At 72.8% G+C, this 21,324-nt stretch carries 16 protein-coding genes and 1 tRNA gene; 8 read left to right on the forward strand and 9 right to left on the reverse strand.

Annotated elements, in window-relative coordinates; all coding sequences use genetic code 11:
• Position 1: 1 nt before the first annotated feature.
• Positions 2-415 (reverse strand): PaaI family thioesterase, encoded by a 414-nt coding sequence (locus ACFWBN_RS11520; RefSeq protein WP_385174304.1) that lies wholly within the window; start codon positions 413-415, stop codon positions 2-4.
• 70 nt (positions 416-485) lie between these two features.
• Positions 486-2,510 carry an FAD-dependent oxidoreductase gene (locus tag ACFWBN_RS11525; RefSeq protein ID WP_385174307.1) on the reverse strand — a complete coding sequence of 675 codons (2,025 nt, stop codon included), beginning with the start codon at positions 2,508-2,510 and terminating at the stop codon, positions 486-488.
• Between the two features lie 173 nt (positions 2,511-2,683).
• Here ACFWBN_RS11525 and ACFWBN_RS11530 point away from each other — a divergent pair, with 173 nt between their 5' ends.
• Positions 2,684-4,153 carry an alpha/beta fold hydrolase gene (locus tag ACFWBN_RS11530; RefSeq protein ID WP_385174310.1) on the forward strand — a complete coding sequence of 490 codons (1,470 nt, stop codon included), beginning with the start codon at positions 2,684-2,686 and terminating at the stop codon, positions 4,151-4,153.
• 7 nt (positions 4,154-4,160) lie between these two features.
• On the opposite strand, the gene ACFWBN_RS11535 is transcribed toward ACFWBN_RS11530, so the two are convergent.
• The 4 genes from ACFWBN_RS11535 to ACFWBN_RS11550 all read right to left on the reverse strand — a co-directional run bounded on the left by ACFWBN_RS11535 (position 4,161) and on the right by ACFWBN_RS11550 (position 10,397).
• Entirely contained in the window at positions 4,161-7,217 is a 3,057-nt protein-coding gene (locus ACFWBN_RS11535; protein WP_385174313.1) for an alpha-mannosidase, read from the reverse strand.
• A 62-nt stretch (positions 7,218-7,279) separates the two neighbouring features.
• Positions 7,280-8,173: a carbohydrate ABC transporter permease gene (locus tag ACFWBN_RS11540; RefSeq protein ID WP_385174316.1), complete on the reverse strand. Its 894-nt coding sequence runs from the start codon at positions 8,171-8,173 to the stop codon at positions 7,280-7,282.
• Positions 8,170-8,991 carry a carbohydrate ABC transporter permease gene (locus tag ACFWBN_RS11545; RefSeq protein WP_385174591.1) on the reverse strand — a complete coding sequence of 274 codons (822 nt, stop codon included), beginning with the start codon at positions 8,989-8,991 and terminating at the stop codon, positions 8,170-8,172. Before ACFWBN_RS11545 ends, ACFWBN_RS11540 begins: the two co-directional genes overlap by 4 nt.
• 71 nt (positions 8,992-9,062) lie before the next feature.
• Positions 9,063-10,397 carry an ABC transporter substrate-binding protein gene (locus ACFWBN_RS11550; RefSeq protein ID WP_385174319.1) on the reverse strand — a complete coding sequence of 445 codons (1,335 nt, stop codon included), beginning with the start codon at positions 10,395-10,397 and terminating at the stop codon, positions 9,063-9,065.
• Positions 10,398-10,757: 360 nt separating this feature from the next.
• Between ACFWBN_RS11550 and ACFWBN_RS11555 the strand changes: the two genes are divergently transcribed.
• Together ACFWBN_RS11555 and ACFWBN_RS11560 are read left to right on the forward strand one after the other, a co-directional pair.
• A tRNA-Cys gene (locus ACFWBN_RS11555) sits at positions 10,758-10,833 on the forward strand.
• Positions 10,833-12,611 (forward strand): hypothetical protein, encoded by a 1,779-nt coding sequence (locus ACFWBN_RS11560; RefSeq protein ID WP_385174322.1) that lies wholly within the window; start codon positions 10,833-10,835, stop codon positions 12,609-12,611. Before ACFWBN_RS11555 ends, ACFWBN_RS11560 begins: the two co-directional genes overlap by 1 nt.
• A gap of 49 nt (positions 12,612-12,660) precedes the next feature.
• Here the strand turns inward: ACFWBN_RS11560 and ACFWBN_RS11565 are convergent, their stop codons facing one another.
• A complete protein-coding gene (locus ACFWBN_RS11565) occupies positions 12,661-13,026 on the reverse strand; it encodes a hypothetical protein (protein WP_385174325.1) in 366 nt (121 codons plus the stop codon).
• Between the two features lie 210 nt (positions 13,027-13,236).
• Here ACFWBN_RS11565 and ACFWBN_RS11570 point away from each other — a divergent pair, with 210 nt between their 5' ends.
• Positions 13,237-13,707 (forward strand): universal stress protein, encoded by a 471-nt coding sequence (locus tag ACFWBN_RS11570; RefSeq protein ID WP_385174328.1) that lies wholly within the window; start codon positions 13,237-13,239, stop codon positions 13,705-13,707.
• A 61-nt stretch (positions 13,708-13,768) separates the two neighbouring features.
• Here ACFWBN_RS11570 and ACFWBN_RS11575 read toward each other — a convergent pair whose 3' ends face one another.
• Positions 13,769-14,695 (reverse strand): serine/threonine dehydratase, encoded by a 927-nt coding sequence (locus ACFWBN_RS11575; protein WP_385174331.1) that lies wholly within the window; start codon positions 14,693-14,695, stop codon positions 13,769-13,771.
• Positions 14,696-14,709: 14 nt separating this feature from the next.
• Positions 14,710-15,378, reverse strand: coding sequence for a TetR/AcrR family transcriptional regulator (locus ACFWBN_RS11580; protein ID WP_385174334.1), 669 nt, complete (start codon positions 15,376-15,378; stop codon positions 14,710-14,712).
• Between the two features lie 193 nt (positions 15,379-15,571).
• On the opposite strand from ACFWBN_RS11580, the gene ACFWBN_RS11585 reads away from it, so the two are divergent.
• The 4 genes from ACFWBN_RS11585 (at position 15,572) to ACFWBN_RS11600 (ending at position 21,265) form a co-directional block, all read left to right on the forward strand.
• Positions 15,572-17,260 (forward strand): ricin-type beta-trefoil lectin domain protein, encoded by a 1,689-nt coding sequence (locus tag ACFWBN_RS11585; RefSeq protein WP_385174340.1) that lies wholly within the window; start codon positions 15,572-15,574, stop codon positions 17,258-17,260.
• 118 nt (positions 17,261-17,378) lie between these two features.
• Complete coding sequence (locus ACFWBN_RS11590) at positions 17,379-19,646, forward strand: alpha-N-acetylglucosaminidase (protein ID WP_385174343.1); 2,268 nt, start codon at positions 17,379-17,381, stop codon at positions 19,644-19,646.
• A 223-nt stretch (positions 19,647-19,869) separates the two neighbouring features.
• Positions 19,870-20,223: a hypothetical protein gene (locus ACFWBN_RS11595; protein WP_385174348.1), complete on the forward strand. Its 354-nt coding sequence runs from the start codon at positions 19,870-19,872 to the stop codon at positions 20,221-20,223.
• Positions 20,216-21,265, forward strand: a complete 1,050-nt coding sequence (locus ACFWBN_RS11600; RefSeq protein ID WP_385174351.1) for a polyprenyl synthetase family protein — start codon at positions 20,216-20,218, stop codon at positions 21,263-21,265. Before ACFWBN_RS11595 ends, ACFWBN_RS11600 begins: the two co-directional genes overlap by 8 nt.
• Positions 21,266-21,324 lie beyond the last annotated feature (59 nt).

The raw sequence follows: 21,324 nt of genomic DNA on the forward strand, positions 1-21,324 counted from the left end.
CTCAGCCCAGCAGGGCGTACACGGTGGAGGCCGTCGCGGACGGCTCCTGCGCGCCCTCGGGGGTCATCGTGACGTCGGCGAAGGCCATCCGCTTGCCGAGCTTGGTGATCCGTACGCGGATCAGCACGTCCGCGCCGACCACCGGCCGCTGGAAGCTCGTCGACTGCTGGACGGTGGTCATCGGGCCGTAGCCCCCGCGCGCCGCGGAGATCGCGATGACGGTGGCGGTGTCGGCGGCCGCCATCAGGGCCTGGCCGGAGAGGCCCCCGCCATCCCGGGCGAGGGTGTCCGACCAGGGCAGGCGCAGGACGGCGTGCCGGTCGCCGGTCTCCTGGACGGACAGGCCGAGGGCGAGCACCCAGGGGGCGAAGTTGTCGGCGAGGATCTTGTCTGCTTCTGCGGGTGAGAACGTCACCGGGCGATTGTGGCGGCCCGGCCGGACCGCCACAATCCCCTTTCGGCCAGAGGTTCACAGGCGCACCCGGTCAGAGGGTGGCGGCCAGCTCCGTGCCCTGGCGGATGGCCCGCTTGGCGTCGAGTTCGGCGGCCACGTCGGCTCCGCCGATGAGGTGGGCGTCGACGCCCGCCGCGCGCAGCGCCTCGTACAGGTCGCGGCGCGGCTCCTGGCCGGTGCACAGCACCACGGTGTCGGCGGGTACGAGGCGCTGCTCGCCGTCGACGGTGATGTGCAGGCCCTCGTCGTCGATGCGGTCGTACGCGGCCCCCGCGACGGAGACGACCCCGCGGTGCTTGAGCTCCGCCCGGTGGATCCAGCCGGTGGTGGTGCCGAGGTTGGCACCGACCTTGGTGGCCTTGCGCTGGAGCAGGTGGACCTGGCGCGGCGGCGCGGGGCGCTCGGGCCTGGCGAGCCCGCCGGGGCCGGTGTACTCGGTGTCCACGCCCCAGTGGCGGAAGTAGACGGCGGGGTCCTGGGAGGCGCCCTCGCCGCTGTCGGTGAGGTACTCGGCGACGTCGAAGCCGATGCCGCCGGCGCCGACGACGGCGACGCGCTCGCCGACGGGGGCGCCGTCGCGCAGCACGTCGAGGTAGCTGACGACGTGGGGGTGGTCCACGCCCTCGATGTCGGGGGTGCGGGGGGTGACTCCGGTGGCGACGACGACCTCGTCGAAGCCGTGCAGGGTCTCCACGTCGGCGCGGGTGTTCAGGCGGACCTCCACCCCGCTCTCCACGAGCTGGGTGCCGTAGTAGCGGATGGTCTCCTCGAACTCCTCCTTGCCGGGGATGCGGCGGGCGATGTCGAGCTGGCCGCCGATGTGGCCGGAGGCCTCGAAGAGGGTGACGGCGTGGCCGCGGCCGGCGGCGGAGACCGCGCAGGCCAGGCCGGCCGGGCCGGCGCCGACGACGGCGACGCGCTTCTTCGTCCGCGTGGGAGACAGGACGAGCTCGGTCTCGTGGCAGGCCCGCGGGTTGACCAGGCAGCTGGTGATCTTGCCGCTGAAGGTGTGGTCGAGGCAGGCCTGGTTGCAGCCGATGCAGGTGTTGATGGTCTCGGAGCGGCCGGCGGCGGCCTTGGCGACGAAGTCGGCGTCGGCGAGGAAGGGCCGGGCCAGGGAGACCAGGTCGGCGCGCCCGTCGGCGAGCAGCTCCTCGGCGATCTCCGGGGTGTTGATGCGGTTGCTGGTCACGAGGGGGACGCTCACCGCGCCCATCAGCCGCTTGGTGACCCAGGTGTAGGCGCCGCGCGGGACGGAGGTGGCGATGGTGGGGATGCGGGCCTCGTGCCAGCCGATGCCGGTGTTGATGATGGTGGCGCCGGCCGCCTCGATCTCCTTGGCGAGGTGGACGACCTCGTCGAGGGTGGAGCCGCCGGGGATCAGGTCGAGCATGGAGAGGCGGTAGATGAGGATGAAGTCCTCGCCGACGGCCGCGCGGGTGCGGCGGACGATCTCCAGCGGGAAGCGGACGCGGTTCTCGTACGCGCCGCCCCAGCGGTCGGTGCGCTTGTTGGTGGCGGCGGCGATGAACTCGTTGATCAGGTAGCCCTCGGAGCCCATGATCTCGACGCCGTCGTAGCCGGCGGACTTGGCGAGGCGCGCGGCCCGCACGAAGTCCTCCACCGTCCGCTCGACCTCGATGTCGGTGAGCTCGTTCGGGACGAAGGGGCTGATGGGGGCCTGGAGGGCGCTGGGGGCCACCAGGTCCTTGTGGTAGGCGTAGCGGCCGAAGTGGAGGATCTGCATCGCGATCTTCCCGCCTTCGGCGTGCACCGCGTCGGTGATCACCCGGTGCTCGGCGGCCTCGTCCTCGGTGGTGAGGCGCGAGCCGCCCTCGAAGGGGCGGCCGGCGTCGTTGGGGGCGATGCCGCCGGTGACGATGAGCCCGGCGCCGCCGCGGGCGCGCTCGGCGTAGAAGGCGGCGAGGCGCTCGAAGCCGCCCTCGTGCTCTTCGAGGCCGGTGTGCATCGAGCCCATGATCACGCGGTTCGGCAGGGTGGTGAAACCGAGGTCCAGGGGGCTCAGCAGGTGCGGGTACCGGCTCTGGGAACTCATGAGGGGCGCCTCCTCGCGCGGGGGTGATGAACCTGTTCTAGCGAGCGGAGCCCGGTTTTGCAACTAAGTGCAAAACCGGGATGGAGGTCCCCGCCCCGGGATTCCCGGGCCGCCGGGCCCGGCCCTGCGAAGTCTGTGGCGGAGTTCACGCCGCCCCCCGTACCGTCGGCCGGATGACGGAGCACCGCACCCGCTACAGCCACCACACCCTGACCGTGAACGGCGTCCGGCTCGCGTACCGGGCGGCCGGACCCGGCGGCGGCGACCCTCTGGTCCTGCTGCCCGCGCTGGGCGAGACCGCCGACGCCTGGGCCCTCGTAGGCCGGCGACTCGCGCGGGAGCGCAGGGTGTACGCCGTGGACCTGCGCGGCCACGGCGGCAGCGGGCGGCCGGCGGAGTACTCGCTGGAGCTGATGCGCGACGACGTGCTCGGCCTCCTGGACGCCCTCGGGCTCGACCGGGTGGACCTGGCCGGGCATTCGATGGGCGGCGTCGTGGCCCACCTCGTCGCGCAGGCGCAGCCGCACCGGGTGGTCCGTCTCGTCCTGGAGGACGTACCGGCCCCCCTCCCCCGCGAGGCGGTCGCTCCGGTCCGCCCCGAGAGCCACCCGGACTTCGACTGGGACATGGTCCTCGCGGTCAGGCGGCAGCTCGACCGCCCCGATCCGGCATGGCTGGAAGGCCTCGGACGGATCACCGCTGCGACCCTGGTGGTGGCGGGCGGCCCCACGAGCCACGTTCCGCAGGAGGGCGTCGCGGAGCTGGCCCGCCGGATCCCCGACGCCCGGCTGACCATGATCCCGGTCGGCCACCTGGTGCACGCCGCCGCCCCCGCCGAGTTCACGGAGGCGGTCTCGGCCTTCCTGGACCAGCTGCCCGACATCGAGCTCGCCCGCCGCTGGCTCGCCGAGGACGGCATCACGCAGGCCGGCGACGGGGTCTGGGCCGACGCCGACTCCCCCGGTGAGCCGCTCGACCGGGACGACGTCGCCAACGGACTCGGCTCGATGGCCTTCACCGACGAACGGCTCGACCTGGCGGGCCGGCTGCGGGTGGCGCTCGGGCTGATGGATCTGCTCGGCGGTCACTTCCTGGTGACCGGGCAGGTCCACTCCGCCCATCTCGGGCCCGAGGGCCCGCTGCCGGCGGACCTGCTCTGGGACGGCTACCGCCGACGGCTCGAAGCCGTCCGGGAGTACCCGGCGATCACCGACTCCCTCTGGTTCGACTGGTTCGAGGTCGCGGGAACCGCCGACGAAGCCTTCGCCGAGGTCCTCGGCAACGACCGCGAACGGCTGCTGCCCGGCGCCCCGGAGCCGTTGCTGCGCCGGGCGCGGCGGGTGCTGGAGCACTCGGGGCCGGTGTCCTGGCCCGGCAAGGCCGAGACCTACCGGGCCGCCGCCCGCCTGCCCTCCCTGCACCACGCGGTGTTCCGGGCCGTACTGCGCAGCTACCACGACGTCTACGGGCGCCTCGACCCCGCCGAGGCCCTCGGCATCCTCGACGCACTCGACGTACCGCCGCGGACCGAGCACCTGGACGGGCTGCGCGGGGCACTGGCTGCCGGACACTGCGATCCGCGCCCCGCCCTGCGCGCCCGGCAGCACGCCCCGGGCCCGGACGGGCGGGCCGGGAGCGGCTGAGCCCGGCTCAGGCGCGGCGCAGGCGGACCGTGACGATCTGGAACGGGCGCAGGGTGAGGGTGACCATGCCGTCCGCGCCGGGGGCTCCCACCGCCGCGCCCTCCAGGGGGCGTTCGAGGAGGTCGCTCTCGACCGCCGCCGTGATCGGGAAGTCCGGTGCCAGGGTGGCCTTGGCGCGGCCGCCGCGGGATTCGTAGAGGCGGACGATCACATCGCCGCCGCGGTCCTCGGCGAGTTTGACGGCCTCGACGACCACCGCGTCGTTGTCCACGGAGAGGAGCGGGGCCACCGGGCCCGCGCCGCGCACCGCCCGCTCCGGCAGGTTCAGGGCGTGGCCCTCGCGGACCGCGTCGCCGATGGTCGCGCCCGGTGCCAGCGAGAACCGCAGGGTGTGGCGGCCCTGGTCGGTTTCCGGGTCCGGGTAGCGCGGGGCCCGCAGCAGGGAGAGGCGGACCGTGGTGGTCTGGCCGCCGTCGGGCCGCACGGCGCGGGTCACGTCGTGGCCGTAGGTGGAGTCGTTGAGCACCGCCACGCCCCAGCCGGGCTCCTCCGCGTGGATCCAGCGGTGGGCGCAGATCTCGAACTTGGCGGCCTCCCAGGAGGTGTTGGTGTGGGTGGCTCGGTAGACGTGGCCGAACTGCGTCTCCGACGCGGTGCGTTCGGCCTTCACGTCCAGCGGGAAGGCGGCCTTGAGGAACTTCTCCGTCTCGTGCCAGTCCACGTCCGTGACGATGTCCACCGCCTTGGCCCCGGCCCGCAGCGTGACCGACTGGACCACCGAGGAGGAGCCGAAGGAGCGGCCGACGCGGACGGTCGCGGACGACGGGCCGCTCTCGGTGACCTCCAGGGAGGCCGGCTCCACCAGGTCGGTCACCTTGTTGCGGTAGAACTCGTCGATGTCCCACGCGTCCCACATGTTCGGGAAGTCGGGGTGGATCTGCAGCAGGTTGGCCGCGGCGCCCGGGGCGACCGACTCCCGGCCCGCTTCCAGGTCGTACGCCGAGACGATCAGGCCGCGGCCGTCGATCTCCACCAGCAGCCGGCCGTTGGCCAGGACGTGCCCGCCGCCGTGCCGCTCCTCCACCGTGACCTGCTGCCCGTCCCCGGCCCCGGCCCCGTCCCCGGCCTCAGCTCGGGCGGTCGGCCGGCCCGCGCCGCCGGCCGGGATGCCGCGGCGCGCGTGCGGGGCGCAGTTGAAGACCAGCTCCTGCCCGCCCTCCCCGGCCAGGGCCTGCTGCGCGGCGAGGGTGATCCCCTGGAGCTCCTCGCGTACGGCCGCGTACGTCGCGCGCGCCTCGCGGTGCACCCAGGCGATGGAGGACCCCGGGAGGATGTCGTGGAACTGGTGCAGCAGCACCGTCTTCCAGAGGCGTTCCAGGTCCTCGTACGGGTACCCGAAGCCCGGGACGCGCACGGCGGCCGTCGCCGCCCACAACTCGGCCTCGCGCAGCAGCGATTCGCTGCGCCGGTTGCCCTGCTTGGTCTTGGCCTGGGAGGTGTAGGTGCCGCGGTGCAGCTCCAGGTAGAGCTCGCCGGCCCAGACGGGTGCGTCCTCGTACTCGGCGTGCGCCTTCTCGAAGAAGGCGTCGGGCCGCTCGATCTCGACCCGCGGGGAGCCTTCGAGGTCCCGCTGGCGCTTGGCCCGGGCGAGCTGCTCGCGGGTGGGGCCGCCGCCGCCGTCCCCCCAGCCGAAGGGGGCGAGGGAGCGCGAACCCCGGCCCTTTTCCTGGTAGTTGCGGGCGGCGTGCGCCATCTGGGCTCCGCCGAGGTCCGAGTTGTAGGTGTCGACGGGCGGGAAGTGCGTGAAGACGCGGGTCCCGTCGATGCCCTCCCACCAGAAGGTGTGGTGGGGGAACTTGTTCACCTGGGACCAGGAGATCTTCTGGGTCAGGAACCACCGGGAGCCGGAGAGCTTGACGATCTGCGGCATCGCCGCGGTGTAGCCGAAGGAGTCGGGGAGCCAGACGTTGTGGGTCTCGATGCCGAACTCGTCGAGGAGGAACTTCTTGCCGTAGAGGAACTGGCGGGCCATGGCCTCGCCGCCGACCATGTTGGTGTCGGACTCCACCCACATCCCGCCGACCGGCACGAACTGCCCGTCCGCGATCTTCTTCTTGACCCGCTCGAAGAGTTCGGGCCGGTAGGTCTTGATCCAGTCGAGCTGCTGCGCCTGCGACATGGCGAAGACGAACTCGGGGTGCTCGTCCATCAGGTTGACCATGTTGGACGCGGTGCGCGAGACCTTGCGCACCGTCTCGCGCAGCGGCCACAGCCACGCGGAGTCGATGTGGGCGTGGCCGACCGCGCTGATCCGGTGCGCGGTGGCGTGGGCGGGGGCGGCGAGCACCCCGGCCAGCTCGGCGCGGGCGGCGGCCGCGGTACCGGGCACGTCGCCGAGGTCCACCGCGTCCAGCGCGGCGTCGATGGCGCGCAGGATCCCGTACCGCCGCGCGTCGCCCGTGCCGAGCTGCGTCATGAGGTCGTAGAGCACCTCCAGGTCCTGGACCAGCTCCCAGACCTCGGTCTCGAAGACGGTGAGGTCCATCCGGGCGAGCCGGTAGAGCGGCTGGTCGCCGCTGGTCCGCTCGTCGCCCTCGTACGTGACCGAGTGGTCGACCAGGATCGGGTTGGAGGCGGCCTCGACGTACCACTCGATCCGCTCGCCGCCCTCGGCGCGGTCGGCGACCCGCACCCACTCGTTGTACGGGTTGAGCGCCTTGATCTCGCCGCCGTCGGCGCGGTGGACCAGGCCCTCGCACTGGAAGCCGGGCATCATCCGGTCGAAGCCGAGGTCGAGGACGGCCTCGACCGTGCGGCCGGCCCAGGCGGCCGGGACGGTGCCGGTGACCTTGAACCAGGTGGTGCCCCAGGCCGGGCCCCACGCGTCGCCGATCGCGCAGGGCTCGTAGGTCGCGGCGAGGCCCTGGGCGACGGGCACGGGCTCGCCGGGGGCCTCCCAGCGCTCGACGGTCAGCGGGACCGGACGGGAGTGGACGGCGGGCTTGATGCGCTCCTTGAGGACCCGGCGGAGGCGGTGCTCGGTGATGCTGCGGTCGTCATGCATGACGGCTGCTCCAGGAGAGGGGTGTCGTGGGTGCGGCAGTACGGCAGTGCGGGGTCGCGGGATCAGGTCTTGACGGCTCCCTCGCCCACGCCCTTGAAGAAGAAACGCTGGAGGGCGAAGAAGAGGAGCATCATCGGGATGAGCGCGGCCATCGCGCCGGCGGCGATGAGCCGCTGGTCGTTGACGGTGGTGGCGCCGGCCAGGGTCTTCAGGCCGAGCTGGAGGGTGTAGTTGTCGCTGTTGGTCAGGACCAGCAGGGGCCAGAGGAAGTCGTCCCAGGCACCCATGAAGCTGGTGATGCAGACGACGGCCAGGGCGCCCTTGGCGGCGGGGAGGAAGACCCGCGTGAAGCGGGTCCATTCGCCCGCGCCGTCCAGCACCGCGGCCTCCTCCACCTCCGCGGGGACGGCGAGGAAGGCCGCCCGCATGATCATGACGTTGAGGACGGAGACCGCGCCGGGGAGCCAGACGCCGATGAGCGTGTCGACCAGGCCCATCTCGCGGACCGTGAGGAACATCGAGATCATCACGGACTCGAAGGGGAACATCAGGGTCGCCACGAGCACGGTGAAGACGGCTTTGCGGCCCTTCCAGCCCGCCCGGGAGAGGGCGTACCCGCCCATCGCCGCGAACAGCATGTTCGAGGTGATGGCGAGGGCGGCGACGATCAGGGTGTTGCCCACGTACTGCAGCAGCGGGAACGATTCGGCGACCCGGACGTAGTTGTCGAGGGTGGGCTGCGAGGGCAGCACGCCGTCGTACACGTTCTCGGTGCGGCCCCGGATCGAGGTCAGGAACTGCCAGACGATCGGCCCCAGCATGATCACGAGCATCAGGAGCATCGTGGCGTACCGGCCGGCCAGGCCGATCAGGTGGCGCCGGCGGTCGGCGCCGACGCGCGGGGTGGCCCTGCTCCCGGGGGAGGCCGTGCCCTTGCGAGAGACGGTGGTGCTCAACTCTCGTCTCCCTTCGACAGGCGCCGGCCCAGCAGGCTGAAGACCAGCGTCAGGAGGAACAGCAGGATGGAGATGGCGGAGGCGTAGCCGGTCTCGCCGGAGAAGCCGAGGCCGACCTGGCGGATGAGGAAGGGCAGGGTCCGGGCGCCGCCGCCGGGCCCGCCGCTCTCGCCGCCGAGGATGTAGATCTCGGTGAAGACGCGGAGGGCGGAGATGGCGGACAGGGTGCCGACCAGCAGCATCATCGGCTTCACCTGGGGGACGGTGATGCTGAAGAAACGGCGGACGGTTCCGGCGCCGTCGATGGCGGCCGCCTCGTAGAGGGAGGCGGGGACGTTCCCCAGCGCGGCGAGGTAGAAGACCATGTAGTAGCCGAGGCCCTTCCACACGGTCACGAGCATCGCGGAGACCAGCAGCATCGTGCTGTCGGTCAGGAACGGGATCGGCTCGGAGATGAGGCGCAGCTCCTGGAAGAGCGTGTTGACGAGTCCGTCGCTGCGCAGCACCCACTGCCAGATCAGGCCGACGACCACGGCGGAGGCGATCACCGGGGTGTAGAAGGCGGAGCGGAAGAAGCCGATGCCGGGGATCCGGGTCTGGACGAGGACCGCGAGCGCGAGCGGCAGGAAGACCAGGCACGGGACGACGACCACGAGGTAGAGCACGCTGTTGCCGGTCGCGACCCAGAAGTCGGGATCGGCGAAGGCGCGGCTGTAGTTGTCGAAGCCGACGAAGGTGCCGCCGCGCAGGACCTGGGCGCTGGTGAAGGAGAGGATGACGGTGTTGACGAACGGCCAGAGGCTGAACAGCGCCACCATGACCAGGCCGGGGGCGAGGAAGAGGAAGGGGGTCCACCACTTGCGGTGGCGCAGCCCCGTCTCGGCAGCGGTCACTTCTTGACCGCGTTGGCGAGGAGCTTGTTCGCCTCCTCCTGGGCCTTCTTCACCGCCGTACGGGCGTCCTGCTCGCCCTTGATCGCCTTCTGCATCTCCCGTACGACGGCGTCGCCGACCTGGTTGGTCCACTGGACGGGGGTGTTGGCGTCGAGCGCGGCGGTCTTCAGCTGCTCGGCGCCGATCGCGCGGGCGACGGTCTCCGCGTCCCTGCCGTCGCCCCGGTCCGCGAAGCGCGGGTCGGCGAGGCCCTGGGCGTTGGACGGGTAGATGGTCGCCTTCTTGGAGAACTCCACCTGGTTGGGGCCGCTGGTGACCCACTTGGCGAACTCGGCCGCCGCGTCGAGGTGTTTGGTGTCCTTCTTGATGCCGAGCGACTGGGCGTAGATGCCTATGTGGCCGAGCTTGCCGGTGACGGCGCCCGCGACCTGGGTGTTCGCGTAGACCTGCGGGGCGTTCTGCTTGATGTCCTTGACGAAGCCCGGGGAGCCGGGGCCGAAGACGATCTTTCCGCCGCCGTAGAGCTGGTTGATGTCGTCCGACTTGAGCAGGGACTCCTTGGGCATGGCCCCCTTGGCGTACAGGTCCTTCATCCGCTCCACCCAGGCGACGGCCTGGTCGGTGTCGAAGGTGAACCGGTCCTGCTTCTCGTTGAGGATCGGGATGCCCATCTTCTGCCAGTCCCCGGGCAGTCGGCCCTTGGGGTCGGCCATGAAGGCGGAGTACTGGCCGCCGGACCTGGCGGCGATCTGCTCGGCGTAGTCGAAGAACTGCTCCACGCTGGTCGGCGGCTTGGCCGGGTCCAGGCCCGCCTTCGCGAAGAGCTCCTTGTTGTAGGTGAGGATCTCCGGGGTCACGTACCACGGGTAGGCGTACACGCCGTCGCCCTTGCCGGGGAGCTTGAACTGCTCCCAGGCGCCCGGCACGTACTCCTTGGCCGATTCGCCGTCGAGCGTGGCGACGTCGGCGAGCATGCCGCGGTCGCCGAGGAGCTGGAAGGAGTCGGTGGAGAGGTTGACCACGTCCGGGAGGGCTCCGGCCTGGGCGTCCGCGACGAGCTTCTCGTTGTAGCCGTCGCCCGGCACGTCCTCCCACTTGACCTTGGCGTCGGGGTACTTCTTCTCGAAGGCGTCGATCACGCCCTGCACGTACGCCGTGAAGGCGGGCTTCAACTGGAGGGTCCGGAAGGTGATCTCCCCGGCCACTCTGCCCGTCTTCTCGGCCTCCTTCACGTCCCCGGACCCACCGCTCAACCCGCAGGCGGCGGTCGAGAGGAGGGCGCCGGCCACCAGCGTGCCAACGGCCATACGGGGCAGGTTCGTACGCGTCATCGTCGCCGCCTTCGCAGAAGTCCGGCCTCATTGCCGGGGGCGGTGCCCACGGTCGTCCGAAAGGAAGTTCCCGTCAATGAGGCACCGGCCCCACTGGCCGGTGGTACGCAGGTCCCGAATGGCCCGAGAGGACTGCGAGCGCTTGGCACGGCCTCCTCGTCGACCGCCCCGACCTGCACTAATGCGCTTTAGTCCAAAGGCATTTGCGGGTGGTATCGATTCGATAACAACCTGGCTCGCCGTCAGCGGTTTGACTTCTTATCGACGGTTCGCGAAGACGCCCACTAATGCGCTTTATCCCGATCCCGAAACCCGCTTTGCCGCCCAGCCCCACCGGAGGCCTGTTGTAGGCTCCGGATACGGCGTGTAGCTCAGCAGCCAGAGCACCGACCTGCACAGTCGGAGGGCGCAGGGGCAGGACCTGCCACGCCGGCCATGAACGAGAACGATCAGCACCCGAACCCCCTGGCGGGCATGTCCCCGGGCGACGCCTTCGCCCACTGCCTCACCGACGAAGGCCTCGCCTGGCTGCGGTCCTTGCTGGACAGCGGGCGGTACGCGCTGCACGCGCCCGAGGAGGCCGCGCTGCTCGCCGTGGCCTGGCTGCAGCGCGCAGGGGACACCGGAGCGGCCGCGGAACTCGTCGAGGAACTGCGGCCCTTCGCCCGCGAGGTGCGCTTCGCGCCGCACCCCGCGAGCCTGCCGGTACCCGAGGCGGACGCCGTGCACCGCCGTACCGTCGGCGAGGCGGCCGCCCTGCTCTCGCTCCGCGAGCCCGACCCGGCCGTCGAGGCCCAGCGCGAGGCTCTCACCGTCTGGCGGCCCTTCGAGGACGAGCTGCTCTCCCACTGGCTGCGCGCCGACGCACACGGCGCGGCGTGGCGGGCCGACGGCGCCGCCCTGCTGACGCGGTACCGGTCCCTCGCGGCCCTCCACACCCGCTGCACCAAGCACCTCGACCCCAAGTCGAACGCGTCGATCCTGCGCCGCGCGCTGGAGGAGGCCGTCGCCGGCCGTGCGCCGGCTCCCCGGCCGGCGGGCCTGCTCCGGCACGCCGTCACGTCGGCAGGCGCCAAGCGCGACCGGGTGCGGCAGGCGGACCGGCCCACGCACCACGAACTGACCGCGCTGGTCCTGCGCCGGCTTTCCGCGTACCCCGTGGACCGGGGCCTGCCGGAGGTCGGACCGGCGACCGGTCCGGTGACCGCCCAAGAAGCCCTGGAGAGCGGACTACCCGTCGGGACCGCGGTCCCCCCGTCGGTGCGAGCCGTGGTCGCCGGCACCCTCGACGCCCCGTTGGACGTACTGCTGGAGCGGGGGACGATCCCCTCGGCCACGGTCCTCGCCGAGCTGTCACCGCAGTTGCTCGTCACGTATGCCGTACAGGGCTACGCCGACGCGTCGCTGCGCACCCTGATGGCCGCCATGTACCGCGCCCGGCGCGGGTACCGGCACTGGTGGGACCCCGAGCACCGCGCGAGGCTCGCCGCCTCGCCCTGGGTACGCGCCCTCGGCGACCGGAATCCCGATCCGGCGGCCACGGCCCGGGCGACCCTGCGGTCACTGGCCGAACTCACGCTCCGGGCCTTCCCCGGGGCGGGACTGCCCAACGCGCTCGTCCTGACCCTGTCCGGACTCGCCCGGCAGGCAGATCTGCCCGTGCCGTTCCTCACCGAACCCTTCGCCGACTCCTCCAGTGGGACGGCCTGCGCGGACCTGCTCGCGGCCGCGCGGACCGCCGCCGAGCTGCTGCACGGCACGGTGTACGAGCGCTACTACGGCATCGACTACGCGGCGGTCCGCGACCTGGCGGACACTCAGAACCTGGCCGACTTCGCCGAGTTGTGCGCCGGGCACGCGGGCCACGCCGGGCACGCCGGCCGGGCACTGGCCACCGACCCCACGGTGATCGAACAGGCCCGGATCCTCACCACGTCCCACCTCGCCACCCTGGTCCGGCACGTGGGCATCGCCCCGCGATCCGGCTGGGACGGCCTTGCCCGCGGCGCCTTCACCGCCGCGACCCGCCCCGGGGCCACCGCCAAGAGCACCGCGTGCGCCTGGCGGCAGCTGCTGTTCCACCTCTCGCTGTGCACCGCGGACGAGCAGGCGTCCGTACTCGCCTGGATCGACGCGCGGGCCGCCCGGCATCCGGTGCGCACCGCCGTCCGGATCGCCCTGCCCCTCGCCGGGCTCCGGCTCGCGGCGGCATGAGCGGGACGAGCCGCATGGGGGGCGAGCCGCATGAGGGGGGCGACAGCCCCTACTTCATGGGGTACTCGGCCTTCTCCGCGAGCTTTCCGTCCTTGAAGCAGAAGCGGAAGACGGTCTCGTTGCCGTTCTTGGTGTCACCGCTGGAGACGTACCAGGAGCAGGCGCTGCCCTCGGGTTGGGCCGGGCCGCCCTCCTTGAGGACGCCCTTGACGAAGGTGTCGCCCGACGGGAGCTTGCCGCGGACCTCGCTCTCCGCGTCGCCCGTCTTCACGGCCTCGTAGACCTTGGGGTCGACCAGGGTCTTGTCGGCTATGTCGAGGACCTTGCCCATGCCGAAGACCAGGGCCACCAGCAGCCCCACGCCCAGCACCAGGGCCACCCCGCAGCCGATCAGACAACCCTTGCGCTGTGCCACGCCCGTTCCTCCGTGTCGCTCGTATACCGCTCGTGCCGTTCGCGTCCGGCCGCGGTCGCCCGGACACTCCGACCTTCGCAAAGGGCGGGGTGCCGGTGCTGTCCTCCAAAGTCGTCGCCTGCCGCGACGATCGTCGTTCGAGGTCAGACCACCTTTGCCGTGTATACAGGGAGGAGATCGACTATTCGGGCGAAGCGAGAGGAACCCACCGTGAGTGAGAACGCCATCGAACCTCTGATCGTCGTCGGCGTGGACGGTTCGAACCATTCCAAGGAGGCGCTGCGCTGGGGGGTCGAGCAGGCCAGGATGATGGGCGGCCGGGTGCACGCCGTCATGGCCTGGGAATGGAACACCAACCCCTTCGCCATCGGCATGGGCTCCGCCCAGACCGACGAGAGCGCGGCGGTCACGGCCGAGGAGGCGGCCCGGCGCAAGCTGGCGGACACCGTCGCCGCGACCGTCGGCACCTCGCCCGGCGTGCCGGTGTTCCGGCGCGTGGAGCAGGGCTCGCCGGCCCAGGTCCTGGTCGACGCGTCGAAGGAGGCGGACCTGACGGTGGTCGGCACCCGCGGGTACGGCGGTTTCAAGGGAGCGCTGCTGGGGTCCGTGAGCCAGCAGGTCGTGCAGTACTCGGTGAGCAGCGTCGTGGTCGTCCGCGAGGGCGAGGACGAGAACGACTGACCCCGACCACCGGGGTCACAGCACCAGGGAACCCGGAACCCGGGAGCCGCCGGTGCCGCGGTCACGGCACCAGGTCCCCGGGGTCCGTGTTGGCCCCGCACAGGATGACGGCGACCCGCGCGCCCAGCGGCTCCGGCGCGCCCCGTAGGGCCGCCAGCGCGGTGGCGGCCCCGGCCTCGACCACGATCCGGTGCTCCTCCCAGAGCGCGCGCCGGGCGGCCGTGATCTCCCCGTCGGGGACGAGGACGGACCGTACGTTCTCCTCCTGCGCGGCGGCGACCGCGTCCGCCGAGACCCGGGTGGCCCCGAGGGAGTCGGAGGCCACGGAGTCCACGGCGACGTCCACCGGGCGGCCGGCCGCGAGGGCCGCGTTCAGCGCCCGGCAGTTCTCCGGCTCGGCGGCGATCACCCGTACGCCGTGCTCGCGGGCGGCGGTGGCGACCCCGGCGAACAGCCCGCCCCCGCCGACCGCGACGACCACGGTGTCCAGCCCGGGCAGGGCGGTGCGGATCTCGTCGAGCAGGGTGCCTGCGCCCGCCGCGATGAGCGGGTGGTCGTAGGCGTGGCTGCTCAGGGCCCCGCTCTCGGCGGCGAACTCCTCGCAGGCGGCCAGCGCTTCGGCGTACCGGTCGCCCACGAGCCGCACCTCGGCCCCGTAGCCGCGCAGCCGTTCCACCTTCACCCGCGGGGCGTTGGCGGGCAGGAACACGGTCGCGGGCACGGCCTGGGCGCGGGCCGCCCAGGCGCAGGCGAGCCCCGCGTTGCCGCCGGAGGCGATGGTGACGCCGGCGGCGGGGAGGGTGCCGGCCTCGCGGTGGGCGGCGAGGAAGTTGCGGGCGCCGCGGGCCTTGAAGGACCCGGTGTGCTGGAGGTGCTCCAGGGCGTACCAGACGCCTTCGGCCGCCTGGGCGACGGCGACGGGCCGCACGGCGCCCGCGATCCGGTCGGCGGCGGCGCGTACGGCGGCGTAGTCGAGCTGCTGTTCCATGGGCGGACTCCTCGTCAGACGGTGGGCCCGGCGGGCCCCGCGGGCCGGCCGGGACGGGCGGCGTCGATCAGCTGGCGCAGGGCGCCGTAGTACACCTCGTGGTCGGTCAGCGGGGGCAGTACGTCGGCCAGAGCGCCGGAGAGCACGGGGAACTCCTCCGGATCCAGCGCGGCCAGGGCCGCCCGCGAGGCGGCGGTGGCTCCGGCCGGATCCCGGTGGTCCACGAAGGCGGCGCTGCCCAGGGTGAGCAGGTACATGCGGCGGTAGACGGTCATCGCCTCGGCGGCGGTCATCCCGGCGGCCACGCTGTCGGCGAGGGCGGGCTCGACGAGCCGGGCCAGCAGCTGCCGCCCGAGCCAGGGCCGGCCGCCGCGCAGGACCAGCAGCCCGGGATGCGCGGTGAGCAGCCGGTAGAGGGCGGTGAAGCGCTGCTCGGTCGCCTGCGCCCAGTCCGTGCCGGCGGGGACGTCGGGGAGCTGCGCGGCCAGGTGCTCGGTACAGAGGTCCAGCAGGCCGGCAAGGTCGGTGCAGCGCCGCTGGACGGTGGCGTGGGAGACGTCGAGCCGGTCGGCGAGGGCGCGGAAGCTCAGCTGTCCCGGGCCCTCCTCGTCGAGGAGGCGCAGGGCGGCGACGGCGATCGCCTCGGGTGTGGCGCGGTCCAGTGCGGCTGATGTCCTCGGCATGAGATACATCGTAACATACCTCGTACCATACGACGTATCACCGCTCTCGCATGCGATCGACTACGGCCATATTGCTGGTCATTGACGGATAATCAACGACGTATGTTGACAGCGGGTAGTCACCTGGCTGCACTGGGCGCACGACTGTCCTCGACCGCCCCCCGACCGAGTGCCCTCACGTCAAGGAGACTCCGTGCCGCTCCGCCTGCGCGCCTCGCTCCCCTGTCTGACCGCGGCCGCCCTGTTCGCCCTGGCCCTCTCCCCCGCCCCCGCGGGGGCGGAGCCCACCGCGACCTCGGACACGCCGCTCGCGCTCACCCCGCCCATGGGCTGGAACAACTGGGCGCACTACATGTGCGACATCGACGAGGCCAAGGTCGTCGCGAACGCCGACGCCCTCGTGTCCACCGGCCTCGCCGCCAAGGGCTACGACACGGTCACCGTCGACGACTGCTGGATGACCAAGAGCCGCGACGCGCAGGGCGCACTGGTCGTCGACACCGCGAAGTTCCCGCACGGCATGGCCTGGCTCGGGGACCATCTGCACGCCAAGGGCCTGAAGTTCGGCATCTACCAGGACGCCGGCTCGCTCACCTGCGAGAAGTACCCGGGCAGCGGCGCCCCGCAGGGCGGCGGCGCGGACCACTACGCGCAGGACGCCCGGCAGTTCGCCTCCTGGAAGGTGGACTACGTGAAGATGGACGGCTGCAACCTGTGGGTGCCGCCGGGGAAGACGAAGGAGCAGGCCTACCGGGACGCGTACACCGCGGTGGCCGCGGCCCTGCGCGGCAGCGGCCGGGACATGGTGCTGTCGGCCTCCGCGCCCGCCTACTTCCAGCAGGGCGAGTGGGGCGGCTCCGACTGGCACAGGGTCCTCGGCTGGGTCGGGGAGACGGGCCAGCTGTGGCGCGAGGGCAAGGACATCAAGGTGTACCAGCCCGCCGCCCCCGCCACCTCGCGGTGGAGCTCGGTGCTGGGCAACTACGGCTACAACCGCTGGCTGGGCCGGTACGCGGGCCCCGGCAACTGGAACGACCCCGACTTCCTGATCGCGGGCGCCCCCGGGCTCACCGCGGCCGAGGGCCGCAGCCAGGTCGCCCTCTGGGCCATGATGGCGGCCCCCTTCATCCTGTCCTCCGAGGTCTCGAAGCTGACCCCGGAGGGGCTCGCCGCCCTCGGGAACACCCGGATGATCGAGCTGGACCAGGACCCCATGGGCCGTCAGGGCGCGGTGGTCTCCTCCAACGCCACCTTCGAGATCCTGGTACGGCCGCTCGCGAACGGCGACCGCGCGGTGGCCGTCCTCAACCGCTCGTCCACCGCCCGCGACATCGCGGTGCCGCTGGAGGAGATCGGACTGCCGTCCTGCACGGTCGACGCGCGGAACCTCTGGAACGGGGAACGCCGCGAGCTCTCCGAGACGTTGACCGGGAGGGTGGCCGGTCACGACACCGGGGTCTGGCGGCTCACCCCGCGCGGCTGCGCGCAGGCCGTGGCGACCGGGCAGATCGTCGGCAACGGCGTCCGCTGCGCCGACGGGGCCAACACCACCGGTGTCGGCGCGGTCGTGCTGTCGGCGTGCACCGGGGCCCCCGACCAGCGGTGGATCGTCGGCCAGGACGGGCGCCTGCGGCTGGCGGGCGAGTGCCTGTCGGCGGGCGAGGGCGGACTGGTGGAGCTGGCGGACTGCGCGTCGGGGCCGGCGGAGCAGCCCGGCCAGAGCTGGGCACACCGGCGCGACGGCGCCCTCGTCGAGGAGGCGAGCGGGCAGTGCCTGACGGCCCCGGCCGCGGCCGCCACCCCGGACGCCCCGGCCGAGCGGCTGCGGCTGACCCCCTGCGGCGACCACCGGGTCGACCAGGCCTGGTCCCTGCCGGTCTGACGGCGAACGGATGACGAACCCGATGCCCCTGGCCGCGCCTCTCCCCGTGCCGCCCGACTCCGCGTCCCTCCCGGGCTCGGCGCCTGTGCCCGTGTCCGGGCGGCGTGGGCGGCGGACGGTGTCCCGGCCGGTCGCGCTCGCCGTACTGCCCGCGGCGCTGCTGGCCGTGGTCTGCGCGGGTGTGGCGCCCGCCGCCACCGGGCCCGGGGCCGCAGCGCCCGTACGGGCCGACGTGCGGGCCGACGTACGGGCCGGCCTTCCGGCCCCTGGGCCGCGCGCGACCTTCGACGTCGCCCCCGCGCGGGCCGCGCTGGAGCGGCTGCTGCCGCGCCACGCCGGGCAGTTCACGTTCGTGCCCGACGCGGCGGCCGCCGCCGACACCTTCACGCTCTCCGGCCCGCCCGGCGCGATCACCGTGCGCGCCGGCACCGGAGCCACCCTGCTCACGGGCGTCGGCTGGTACCTGCAGCACGTCGCCGGGGCCGACATCGGCTGGCCCGGCGACAGCATCGGAATGCTGCCCGCCCGCCTGCCGGGCGTCCCCGCACCCGTCACCCGCAGCGCGCTCGTACCCCACCGGTACGCGCTGAACGACACCGACGACGGCTACTCCGGCCCGTACCGCACCTTCGAGGAGCACCAGCGGCAGATCGACCTGCTCGCCCTGCACGGCGTCAACGAGGTGTTCGTGCAGGTCGGCGCCGAGTACCCGTACTACCGGGCGCTCCAGGGCTTCGGCTACTCCGCCGAGGAGCTGCGCGCCTGGATCCCGGGCCCGGCCCACCAGAGCTGGTGGCTGCTGCAGAACCTGAACGGCTTCGGCGGACCCGTCTCCGAGCGGCTGATGCGGGAGCGCGCCGAGCTGGGCGGGCGGATCGCCGAGCAGCTGCGCGGCCTCGGCATGACCCCGGTGCTGCCGGGCTACTTCGGCACCGTGCCGCCGGAGTTCGCCGCGCGCAACCCGGGGGCGGCGACCGTGCCGCAGGGCGACTGGGCGGGCTTCGAGCGCCCGGACTGGCTGGACCCGGCCTCGCCTGTGTTCGGAAGGCTGGCCGCGGCCTACTACGCAGAGCAGCGCGCGGTGTTCGGGGACAGCACGATGTACCGGATGAGCCCGCTGCACGAGGGCGGCCGGACCGGTTCCGTCGACGTCGGCGCGGCGGCCGGCGCCATCCAGGCCGCCCTCCACGCCGCGCACCCGGGGGCGCTGTGGGCGGTGCTGGGATGGCAGGACGATCCGACCGCGGAGCTCCTCGCGGGGGTGGACAGGACCAGGCTGCTGATCCTGGACGGCCTCTCCGACCGGTACAACCGCCTTGACCGCGAGGCCCGTTGGGGCGGTACGCCGTACGCGATGGGCACGATCTACAACTTCGGCGGGCACACCACCGTCGGCGCCAACACCTCCGTCTGGCTGGAGCGGTTCGGCCCCTGGCGGGCCAAGGGCAACAGCGCCCTGACCGGCATCGCCTACCTCCCGGAGGGCACCGGCACCAATCCGGCCGCCTTCGACCTCTTCACGGACCTGGCCTGGGAACCGGGGCCGATCGACCAACGCCGGTGGTTCGCCGACTTCGCGGCGCGCCGCTACGGCCGCCCCGACGCCGAGGCCTCGGCCGCGTGGGAAGAGCTGCGCAAGGGGCCGTACAGCACCTCCTCGGGGCTGTGGTCGGAGTCGCAGGACAGCCTCTTCACCGCACGGCCGAGCCTGACCGCGGCGGGGGCGGCGTACTGGAGCCCCCAGTCCATGCGCTACCCGGCCGGTTCGGTGCGCCGAGCCCTGGACCACCTGCTCAAGGTGGATCCGGCCCTGCGCGCCTCCAGCGCCTACCGCTTCGACCTGGTGGACACCGCCCGGCAGGCCCTCGCCAACCACTCGCGGGTGCTGCTGCCCAGGATCAAGGCGGCCTACGAGGCCAAGGACCTGACGCTCTTCCGCCGACTGGTCGCCGAATGGGCGGACGGGGAAAGGCGGTTGGACGCGGTCACCGGCTCCGACCCGAACTTCCTCCTCGGCCGCTGGCTCGACCGGGCCCGCTCCTCGGGCGCCGACCGGGCCGAGCAGGACCGGTACGAGTACGACGCCCGCTCCGTCCTCAGCGTGTGGGGGCGGCGCAGCACCAGCGAGGGCGGATTCCTGCACGACTACGCGAACCGTGAATGGAGCGGTCTGGTCTCGGAGTTGTACGCGCGCAGGTGGCAGCTCTACTTCGACTCGCTGGAGGAGGCACTGGTCGGGCGGACCGCGCCGCGGCAGATCGACTGGCATGCCGTGGAGGAGGAGTGGGCCCGGCTGACCACCCGGCATCCGGTCCGGCCGAGCGGGGACCCGTACGAGGTGGCGGCGGGCATCGCGGCGGCCCTCCCCGCGGCGACGGCCGGCTGAGATACACCACCGCCGGCGGTGGCCATCGCCTCATCCGGCGATCGTCACCCGCCCGTGGGAATCTCGGCACTCGTGCGAGGGAGAGGACCGCCCGCGGTTCGTCCCCCGGGAGCGGCACTCGGTTCACTGACCCGGAAACGATCAGGGGCGGCCGTCGGAGCGATCCGGTGGCCGCCCCTTCCGATGCCTCGCCGGCACGACGCGACCAGGAGTGCACCGCAGCATGTCCCAGACCGAACACGAACAGCGCGCGCACGAAAAGTCCGAGCGGGAACGGCCCCAGCGGGAACGGTCCGCCGGCACCGCCCCGAACACCGCGCCCCTGGAGCTGCTGACGCTGCTCGCCGCCGGAGTGGCCGATCTTGCCCTCGACCAGCTGCGGCAGACCGCTGACCGCGCGCAGCACGTGATGCGCCGCTCCGACCTGCGGGAACTGTTCACCGACGGGGTGGTGGAGCTGCGCAAGCGCGGAGAACTGGCCACCCGCCGGGCGGGAGTGGGCAACGAGAACTACCTGGAGACCATGGCCCGGCGGGCCGCGGAGCGCATCGCCGCCGAGGGCCGCCCCTGTGCATGACCACGCCGGCTTCAAGGGCCGCATCGACGAGGTCCTGATCGGGCTGGCCGACGAGGAGGAGCAGGCCCTGCTCGGCCTGAACGTCGAACTCACCCCGCTCTCCGAGCAGTTGCGCCGGTCGCTGGCGCGCGGCAAGCGGATCCGCGCGGCCTTCCTGTACTGGGGGTGGCGGGCGGCGGGCCAGCCCGACTGCGAGGGGGTGATCCGGGCCGCGGCCGCGATGGAGCTCGTCCACGCGGCGGCCTGCACCCACGACGACATCATCGACGACAGCCGGATGCGGCACGGGCAGCTCACCGCGCACGCCGCGTTCGCCGCGGCCGGGCAGCGCTCCACGGCGCTCGCGTTGATCCTCGGCGATCTGCTGATGGGGTACGCGGGACACGTGTTCACCTCCTGCGGGCTGCCCGGGGCCTACCTCGCCCGGACGGTGCCGCTCTGGTCCACACTGCTCCGCGAGACGATGGCGGGCGAGTTCCTGGAGGTGCTGCGCACCGGCACGCGACCTCCCCTGGAACCTCAAGTGGCGGGTCCGCTGGTGGCGGAGTCGCTGGAGGTGGCCCGCTACAAGACGGCCAAGTACACCGTGGAGCGGCCGCTGCACCTGGGCGCCACCCTCGGCGGCGGCTCCCCCGCCCTGCTGGACGCCTTCTCCGCCTACGGTCTCCCGCTCGGCGAGGCCTTCCAGCTGCGCGACGACCTCCTGGGCACCTTCGGCGACCCGGCCAGGACCGGCAAGTCCAACCTGGACGACCTCCGGGACGCCAAACCCACCGCGCTGCTCGCCCTGACCGTGGCGGCGGCCGGCCCGGACGACCGCCGGCTGCTCGCGAAACTCGTCGGCAATCCCGACCTTGGACCAGAAGAGGCCGCCTCGGTCCGGGAGTTGATGGAGCGCCACGGAGCCCGGCAACAGGTCGAGGACATGATCCGGGAGCGCATCGGACGGGCCACCGGCGCCCTGGACGTCGCACCGATGCCCGCGGAGGCGCGGTCGGCGCTGCGCGAGCTGGCCGGGACCGCCGCCGAGCGGTCCCGGTAACAGCCGCCGCGGCCAACGCCCCGGCCGGCGGCCGACGACCGGCACCCCACCCGAAGAGA

Origin of the sequence: Streptomyces sp. NPDC059989 (assembly GCF_042736975.1) — a bacterium.
Lineage (GTDB): Bacteria > Actinomycetota > Actinomycetes > Streptomycetales > Streptomycetaceae > Streptomyces.